The 362-nt window shown below is 62.7% G+C and carries 1 protein-coding gene; it reads left to right on the top strand.

Features of this window, described 5'->3' with window-relative positions:
* On the top strand, window positions 1-362 hold a 362-nt coding region (locus SB771_RS33695), incomplete at both ends, for a phage major capsid protein (RefSeq protein WP_410721880.1).

Raw genomic sequence — 362 nt, 5'->3', positions numbered from 1 at the left:
CGACAAGATGCCGACCGGTCTGCTGACGTATATCAAGGGCGGCGCGAACGCGTCGAAGCATCCGCTCGGTGCAATCCAGACGGTCAACAGCGGCGATGCCAACGCGATCACGTCGGACGCGGTTTTCGACCTCATCTATGACCTGCCGTCCGTCTACACGCTCAATGCGCGGTTCACGATGAACCGAACGACGCAAGGCAAGGTGCGCAAGCTGAAGGACAACACGGGCAACTACCTGTGGCAACCGTCGCTTGTCGCGGGTCAACCGGCGACGCTCGCGGGCTACGCGATCACGGAACTGCCGGACATGCCGGACGTTGCGGCCGGCGCGGCCCCGATCATGTTCGGTGACTTCATGCAAG

Origin of the sequence: Burkholderia sp. SIMBA_051, from assembly GCF_046534915.1 — a bacterium.
GTDB lineage: Bacteria > Pseudomonadota > Gammaproteobacteria > Burkholderiales > Burkholderiaceae > Burkholderia > Burkholderia ambifaria.
This window is presented reverse-complemented; position numbering and strand designations above follow the sequence as displayed.